This window comes from Nocardioides sp. Bht2 (genome assembly GCF_047308515.1).
Taxonomy (GTDB): domain Bacteria; phylum Actinomycetota; class Actinomycetes; order Propionibacteriales; family Nocardioidaceae; genus Nocardioides.
This window is the reverse complement of the sequence record NZ_JBLBWI010000032.1, coordinates 1-7,185: the sequence shown is the minus strand read 5'-3', so window position 1 is coordinate 7,185 and position 7,185 is coordinate 1. Positions and strand designations below refer to the sequence as shown.

Here is a 7,185-nt window from a genome sequence, read left to right as displayed (position 1 = left end):
GGTCGAGCTTGTCGAGACCGCGAGCTTGTTCCCGGCGGTCGATCTCTTCCCGGTGGTCGAGCTTGTCGAGACCTCGATCTCGACAAGCTCGATCAGCGGTGTTGCTTGATCTCGACAAGCTCGATCAGCGGTATTGCTCGATCAGCGCCTGAGTTGGTCAGCGTTGAGCGCGGGCGAGTAGCCGTTTGAGGCCGCGACGGCGGACGGCTCCGGTGCTGATCCGGCCCGTGATCACGTCGTCGAAGAGCGTGCCGACGGTCTCGGTGGCGCAGCGCCGGTTGGTGCCGATGCCGCCGGACGGCCCACGCTTGATCCAGCCTGCGACATAGGCGCCGGGCAGGGAGTCGACCCGACCCTCGTGGTGTGGCACGGTGGCGGTCGCCCCGTCCCAGGGCAGGTCGGCAACACGCTGACCGCGGTGCCCGATCGCCCGGATCACCCGGGCGGCGGCGATCTCGGTGCGCCGCGCGCCGTCACTGACCACGATCCCGCGGGTCTCCTCGTCACCGGTCACCTCTACTGGGGTGGCCAGGAACCGGACCACGATCCGGCGTCCGGGGGCAGGGGGGAGCGACCAGTCGATGCCACGACGGGCCACTCCCTGCAGGGTGGCGGCTTTCCTGCCGCGTTCCGCGGCGTCGATGGTGGCGCCGACCTCCTCGGCGTGGTCGTCGACGACCAACTCGACGCCGGGCAGGTGGCGGAGCGCCAGTAGCTCCGGCCGGGTCCAGGCGGCGTCTTCGGGACCCCGTCGGGCGAGCAGGACCACCTCATGCACCTTCGAGGTACGCAGCGCCGCCAAGGCGTGCGGCGCGATCGTGGTGCCGGCCAGGGTGTCGGGATCGCTGAGCAGGACTCGGGCCACATCGAGCGCGACGTTGCCGGTGCCGACCACGACCACCCGTTCGGTGTCGAGATCGACCGCATCGGCGGCGACGTCGGGGTGGCCGTTGTACCAACCGACCACCGTGGTCGCCGGGAGCGAACCGGGAAGGTCCTCGCCGGGTACGCCGAGACGGCGGTCGCTGGGCGCGCCGACGGCGTAGATCACCGCGTCGTGGTGCTCCAGCAGTTGCTCGTGGGTCACATCGGTGCCCACCTCGACGCCGAGAGCGAGCCGGACCCGCGGGTGCTGGTGCAGGCGGTGGAAGTTCTCCGCGACCTGTTTGGTCGCCGGGTGGTCGGGCGCGACGCCGAACCGGATCAGGCCGTCGGTGACCGGCAGCCGGTCGAGGACGGTGACCTCGGCGTCGGCGTGCAGGATGAGGTCCTCAGCGGCGTACATCCCGGCCGGTCCGCTGCCGACGATGGCGACCCGCAGGCGGGGGAAGTCGGCGCCGAGGACCCGGTCGAACCGGGGCGCGCCCCAGTCGTGCAGGTTGGGCGAGCCCGGAGTCCGTGTGGTCGGTTCGGTGCCTTCGAAGTAGTCGGCGTTGATCGTCGCGTAGGCCTCTTCAGGCCCCGTCAGTGAGAGCACCGGACGGACCGCGTCGACCGGACACGCATCCGCGCAGGCGCCACAGTCGATACAGCTACGCGGGTCGATGTAGAGCATCTCGGTACTGCCGAAGGCGCGCTCCTCCGGCGTCGGGTGGATGCAGTTGACCGGACAGACCGAGACGCAGGTGGCGTCGGCGCAGCAGGTCTGGGTGATCGCGAAGGCCATGGCTCAGAGCAGGTTCGCGCGGCGATAGATCGCGACGGCGGGCTTGGTGAGCAGGCCGCAGGAGTCCAAGAACTCCATCAGGCCGGCGCAGCTGGAACGCAGCATCGACTTGAAGTGCTGGTTGTCGCGGGCCTCGCGCAGCGCCCGCTTGCGGTCCAGGCCGGCGTTCTCGTAGACGGCCGGGTTCCACATGCTGTCCACGATCGCGAGTGCCGCGATGGCGACCATGACGGAGCTGATCTGGCGACGCAGCCAGCCGGCGCCGGCCATCTTCTGTCGGGTCTCCTCGCGGGCGAACGCCATGTGCCGGGACTCTTCGATCACGTGGATGTTGTTGATGGTCCGCACGAACGGGACGACGCGCTCGTCGCGCATCCAGTCGCGCTGCATGACGTCGAGGACCTCCTCGGCGACCAGGATCGCGGCGTAGGCCGTCTCGCCCGAGGCGATGGTCTTGAAGCCGCGACCGAGTTCGACGACGAGCCGGTTCGGGCGGTAGGCGGGAGCACCGAGCTTCGCCGCGCCGCGGGCGAACATGATCGAGTGGCGACACTCGTCGGCGATCTCGGTCAGCGCCCACTGGAAGTCGGGGTCGGTCGGGTCCTTGGCGTAGAAGTCGCGGAGGATCATCTGCTGCAGGATCATCTCGAACCAGATCCCGGTGCTGGCGACCGAGGCGGCCTCCTGACGGGTCAGCGCGGTGCGCTGCTCCTCGGTCATCTCGTCCCAGTAGCGGGTCCCGTAGAGAGTGGACCACTCCGGGCTGGTGCCGTGCATCGTGGTGTCGAGCGGCGTCTCCCAGTCGACTTCGGTGACCGGGTCGCAGGAGAGCATGGCCGAGGAGTCGAGCAGCCGGGAGGTCATCGGCTCCTGGCGGGATTCTGCGGTGGCGGTCATGGTCGCTCCTGAAGTCAGTTGCTGGGAAACGCGACACGATCTATGTGTCATCACCAATGTCACATAGATCGTGTCGCGTTGCAAGCGTTCCGGGTCAGGGCGTGGCGTCCGTTCCTCAACGGACCAGGTTCGCCCGCAGCGTCACCGCCTGACGGTCCTTGAGCGGGGTGCCCTGACAGGTCCACCGGGTGCCGGTACGGCAGCGGAAGGCGTGCGAGGTGTTGGCCAAGGTGACCGTCACCTTGCGCACGTTGGTGGTGTTGAAAGCGACCCGGGCAGAGCCGCGGCCCTTCCGGATGGTGATCGTCCGTTCCTTCACCGATCCGTTCTTGCGGTGGACCAGCACCCGCGCCCGCACGTCCTTGCTCGGGGTGTTCACCGCGACCCGCAGCCGCCAGGTCGTGTTCAGCCGCCCCTGCGGCACGAAGGCGTGGTTGACCGAGGTCAGGTGGTTCAGTCGGGTCGAGGCGGGGGCCGCCGAACGACGTCCGGTGCCGATCCTCACCGTCCGGGTCACGTGGGCCTTGGGGTAGGCGGAGCCCTCGCTGTAGAAGCGCTGGGGTGCGTTGCTGGCGGTGGCGAAGCGGAGGAACTCGGTGGCCAGCGAGCCGCGCCGTGCCTTCAGAGTGCGCTCGATCGCCTGCAGACCGGTGGTCTTGTTCCGGCTCAACCGGACCCACAGCTTCTTGACGACGTCGCGCCCGTAGCGCTTGCTGAGGAACTCGAAGAAGACCCAGTTCCCGTAGGCCGCGTAGCTGAACTCGTCGAGGGAGGTCCGCGGACGCCGCAGACTGCTCATCGCCAGGTACTGCCGGTTGTCGTTGACGGCGTCGTGGACCACCTCTTCGATCCAGGTGGCGGTCGCCTCCATCAGCCAGGCGTCGGCGGTCCGGAGGTAGCCGAACTGGACCAGGTGGAAGAACTCGTGGGCAGCGGTCACCTTCAGGGACTCGAGCGCCGGCCGCTCGAACTCGGCGAAGTCGTTGTCGAGCACCAGGTAGCCCGGCTGGTGGGCACCCGCGCCGTCGAGGGTGGCGTAGCCGTACATCCCCTTGCGGCCGATGTTGCCGAGGTAGACGTCGACCAGGTTGGTGCGGTTCACCCCGGCCGGGTTGCCGCGGGTGCCGTCGCCGTCCGGACGGCGGTAGCCGAGATCGCCGACGATCTTCGACCAGGAGGACTCCAGGACCTGCTGGGTGGTCTGCACCCAGGCCGGGACGGTGGCGCCGTTGCCGTCCGAGCCGGGCGGCCGGTGCTGGGTGGTCTCGGTCCAGTGCAGGCAGAACTGGGCCCCGCAGGTGGTGAAGATGGTCGCGTCGGCGGGGTAGCGGAGCAGCTTGGTCGAGGCGTTCGGGTCGGTCGGCCGGGCCAGCAGGCGCTGGGCCGCGGCGCGCTCGGCGCGGGGGAGTTCGCCCACCTGGGCACTCAGCGTGGCGAGGGCGGTGGTCACCTCGACCGCCTCGGCCTGGGTGCCGGTCTCGGTGAGCAGCTCCTCGATCTCGGCGAGGGCCTCCTGGGCCGCGGCGGTCGGATCCTCGACGTCGGCCGGATCGTCGACGTCGGCCGGGGCGTCCGGCTCCGGGGTCGCTGAACTCGACCCGACCGGTGCCGGTGAGGCGCCCTCGTCGGCGAAACCGGACGGCGCGACGGCCAGCCCGATCACCAAGGAGAGCGCGGTCGTTGCCGTGAGGCCGATCAATCCCGAGTAGAGACGCATGGCCCCCAGGGTAGGGCAGTACTGCTCAGGCGGTGCCGGAGATCTTCTCGATCAGGGCAGTGGTGGAGATCGCCGGCGTGCGGGGCAGGTAGACGACCTCGCAGATGTCGGAGAACTCGTCGAAGCGCCCGGCCCAGTCGTCGCCCATCACCAGCACGTCGGCACCGAACTTCTGGATGTACTCGCGCTTGAGTTCCAGGCTCTCCTCGACGAAGACCTCGTCCACCGGCTTGAGGGCAGCCACGATGGCCAGCCGCTCGGCCTCGCTGAAGACCGGGACGCGCCCCTTCTTGCGGAAGTTGAGCGCGTCGGCGGAGACGCCGACGACGAGACGGTCACCCAGCGCAGCGGCGCGCTCGATGACCCGAAGGTGTCCGACGTGGAAGACGTCGAAGGTGCCGAAGGTGATCACGGTGCCAGCCATGCGCGCATGTTACGTGGCCGTGGTGGCACCTGACACAATCGGCCTCGATGACGATTCCGTTGATCACCCCGATGCCCGAGGCCGATGCAGAGCGTCGCCGTGCGCTGCGCAAGATGCGGAGTGTGGCGTTGGCCCTGCTCCTCTTCGCGGCCGTCGTCTTCTGGTTCACCCGCGACGGCGAAGGGTTCTGGGGTTACGTCAACGCGGGCGCCGAGGCGAGCATGGTCGGCGCCATCGCCGACTGGTTCGCGGTGACGGCGCTCTTCCGGCACCCGCTGGGTCTGCCGATCCCGCACACCGCGCTGATCCCCAAGCGGAAGAACGATCTGGGCCGTGGGCTGGAGGAGTTCGTCGGCGAGAACTTCCTGCAACCGCAGATCATCTCCGAGCGGGTCACCTCGGCTGAGCCGACCCGGCGGATCGGGGAGTGGGCGGCCGATCCGACCAACGCCCGCCGGGTCGTCGCCGAGGCCTCCGAGCTGACCACCATCGCGCTGCGCAAGGTCAAGGACCAGCACATCGTCGAGCTGGTCGAACAGGCGCTGGTGCCACGCTTCCGCGAGGAACCGATCTCGCCGATCCTGGGAAGCTTCGTCACCGAGGCGGTCCGTGACGACCTGCACCACGGTCTGGTCGACCTCGCGGTCGAGGAGCTGCAGGGCTGGTTGATCGACCACCACGACACCTTCACCGAGGTGCTCAGCGAGCGTGCACCGTGGTGGGCCCCGGAGCGGCTCAATGAAGCCGTCACCAGCCGGTTGCATGCCGAGGCGGTCCGCTGGTTGGCCGACATCCGTGACGATCCGGAGCACCGGGCCCGCAAGGCGCTCGACTCGATGTTGGCCACCTTGGGCAACGATCTGCTCTTCAATCCCGACACCCAGGAACGCGCCGAGAACCTGAAGCTGCGGCTGCTGGACCACCCGCAGCTCGCTGCCACCTCGATCTCGCTGTGGAAGGGGCTGCGCAACGCGTTGCTGCAGGCGCTCAAGGATCCGGCCGGCCCGCTGGCGCAGCGGTTGGAGCAGGAGCTGGTCACCCTCGGCCAGCGGTTCAGCACCGACGTCGAACTCCAGCGCCGCCTCGACGCGATGGCCTCCGACCTGGTCGTCTTCGCCGTGCAACGCTACGGCTCGGAGGTCACCTCGGTGATCACCCAGACCATCGAACGCTGGGACGGCGACGAGGCGGCCCGCCGGATCGAGCTGCACGTCGGCCGTGACCTTCAGTTCATCCGGATCAATGGCACCATCGTCGGTGGCCTCGTCGGCGTCCTGATCCACGCCATCGCCGATCTGCCGTTCTGACGTCGGGCTACCGGATCAGTTCAGCTGCCAGGTGTAACGCGCAGTGGGCACCAGCTCCAGGTCGCGGTCGGCGCCGAAGACGGCGATGCTCGCCATCATCTCGGCCAGCCGGCGCTTGAGTTCGGCCTTGTCGCCGCCCGACCCGTAGAAGGCATGGATGTCGGTGGCCGCGGCCTCGGGGAAGAGCTCCTCGACGATCGCCGCGACCAGCCCGCTCGCCGGGCTCGGGTCGAGCACCGTGTCGAGGACCCGGTTCTGGACGTAGCCGAAGGTGCCCTGGGTCTCGATCGCCACGGTGGTGTGCGGGCCGTGCCAGTGCGCCAGCCAGTCGGCATAGGGCAGGTCGGCGGGCCGGCGGAGCAGGGCGAAGTTGGCCATCGTGGCCGCGCGCTCGCCGTCCGGGACGCTCGGCGGGGTGAGCGGCACCCGCTCCTCGACCTGCCAGCCGCCGAGCAGGTTCTCGGCGCCTGCCGCCGCGGTCACGACCTCGGTGATCGCGGTGCTGCTCCCGGCGTCGGTCCAGACGCTCAGCAGACCGGTGACCTTGCTGGGGAACGACTGCAGGGCCATCGCCTCGGCGAACGCCGGGTCCGGCACATTGACCTGGACCGCGGTGGCGCCGGCGTCGCCCAGAGCGGTACGCAGTGACGGGTCGAGCAGGACGGCGGCACCTTCGTCGGCGAGGGCATAGATCAGCTTCACCCGCTCAGCGTGTCAGAGGTCACCCGGTTCGGCCCGAGGCTGTCCCACTGGCGCGGAGTCGCGGCGGTGAGAGACTGGGGGCGTGGACGTTCCGATCAAGGACGAGTCGATCCGACTCGGTCAGTTTCTGAAGCTTGCCAACCTCGTGGACAACGGGGCCGACGCGAAGGCGATCATCGCCGAGGGCCGGGTCACCGTCGACGGCGAGGTGGAGACTCGGCGGGGCCGGCAACTGGTGGCCGGAAACGTGGTCGCCCTGGCCGGACAGAGTGCCACGGTCAGCACAGGGGAGGCCGCCGAAGACGACCTCCCCTGGTGAGCTCGCGCTAGATCTCGACCAGCCCGCTCGTTGATCGAGCTTGTCGAGATCGGTTCCGGGGTCTCGACAAGCTCGACCGCCGGTTCGTTGATCGAGCCTGTCGAGATCGGTTCCGGGGTCTCGACAAGCTCGACCGCCAGTTCGTTGATCGAG

Annotated in this window: 7 protein-coding genes; 2 read left to right on the top strand and 5 right to left on the bottom strand. The window is 69.0% G+C overall.

Annotation, left to right across the window (positions count from 1 at the left end; translation table 11 throughout):
* Window positions 1-157: 157 nt before the first annotated feature.
* The 4 genes from ACLM5J_RS20750 to ACLM5J_RS20735 all read right to left on the bottom strand — a co-directional run bounded on the left by ACLM5J_RS20750 (window position 158) and on the right by ACLM5J_RS20735 (window position 4,704).
* Entirely contained in the window at window positions 158-1,666 is a 1,509-nt protein-coding gene (locus ACLM5J_RS20750) for an FAD-dependent oxidoreductase (RefSeq protein ID WP_413658586.1), read from the bottom strand.
* A gap of 3 nt (window positions 1,667-1,669) precedes the next feature.
* Window positions 1,670-2,563: an AurF N-oxygenase family protein gene (locus ACLM5J_RS20745; protein ID WP_413658585.1), complete on the bottom strand. Its 894-nt coding sequence runs from the start codon at window positions 2,561-2,563 to the stop codon at window positions 1,670-1,672.
* A gap of 115 nt (window positions 2,564-2,678) precedes the next feature.
* Window positions 2,679-4,280: an MXAN_6640 family putative metalloprotease gene (locus ACLM5J_RS20740; RefSeq protein WP_413658584.1), complete on the bottom strand. Its 1,602-nt coding sequence runs from the start codon at window positions 4,278-4,280 to the stop codon at window positions 2,679-2,681.
* Between the two features lie 25 nt (window positions 4,281-4,305).
* A complete protein-coding gene (locus ACLM5J_RS20735; protein WP_413658583.1) occupies window positions 4,306-4,704 on the bottom strand; it encodes an adenylyltransferase/cytidyltransferase family protein in 399 nt (132 codons plus the stop codon).
* Between the two features lie 47 nt (window positions 4,705-4,751).
* Between ACLM5J_RS20735 and ACLM5J_RS20730 the strand changes: the two genes are divergently transcribed.
* A complete protein-coding gene (locus ACLM5J_RS20730; protein WP_413658582.1) occupies window positions 4,752-6,011 on the top strand; it encodes a DUF445 domain-containing protein in 1,260 nt (419 codons plus the stop codon).
* Between the two features lie 15 nt (window positions 6,012-6,026).
* Here the strand turns inward: ACLM5J_RS20730 and ACLM5J_RS20725 are convergent, their stop codons facing one another.
* A complete protein-coding gene (locus tag ACLM5J_RS20725; protein WP_413658581.1) occupies window positions 6,027-6,713 on the bottom strand; it encodes a hypothetical protein in 687 nt (228 codons plus the stop codon).
* Between the two features lie 82 nt (window positions 6,714-6,795).
* Between ACLM5J_RS20725 and ACLM5J_RS20720 the strand changes: the two genes are divergently transcribed.
* Window positions 6,796-7,032, top strand: coding sequence for an RNA-binding S4 domain-containing protein (locus tag ACLM5J_RS20720; protein WP_413658580.1), 237 nt, complete (start codon window positions 6,796-6,798; stop codon window positions 7,030-7,032).
* The last annotated feature ends 153 nt before the right edge of the window (window positions 7,033-7,185 follow it).

Bases quoted from the DNA above. Each gene is read 5' to 3' on its own strand.
- ACLM5J_RS20730 (WP_413658582.1), top strand. From the start codon at position 4,752: ATGACGATTCCGTTGATCACCCCGATGCCCGAGGCCGATGCAGAGCGT.
- ACLM5J_RS20745 (WP_413658585.1), bottom strand. From the start codon at position 2,563: ATGACCGCCACCGCAGAATCCCGCCAGGAGCCGATGACCTCCCGGCTG.
- ACLM5J_RS20735 (WP_413658583.1), bottom strand. From the start codon at position 4,704: ATGGCTGGCACCGTGATCACCTTCGGCACCTTCGACGTCTTCCACGTC.
- ACLM5J_RS20740 (WP_413658584.1), bottom strand. From the start codon at position 4,280: ATGCGTCTCTACTCGGGATTGATCGGCCTCACGGCAACGACCGCGCTC.
- ACLM5J_RS20750 (WP_413658586.1), bottom strand. From the start codon at position 1,666: ATGGCCTTCGCGATCACCCAGACCTGCTGCGCCGACGCCACCTGCGTC.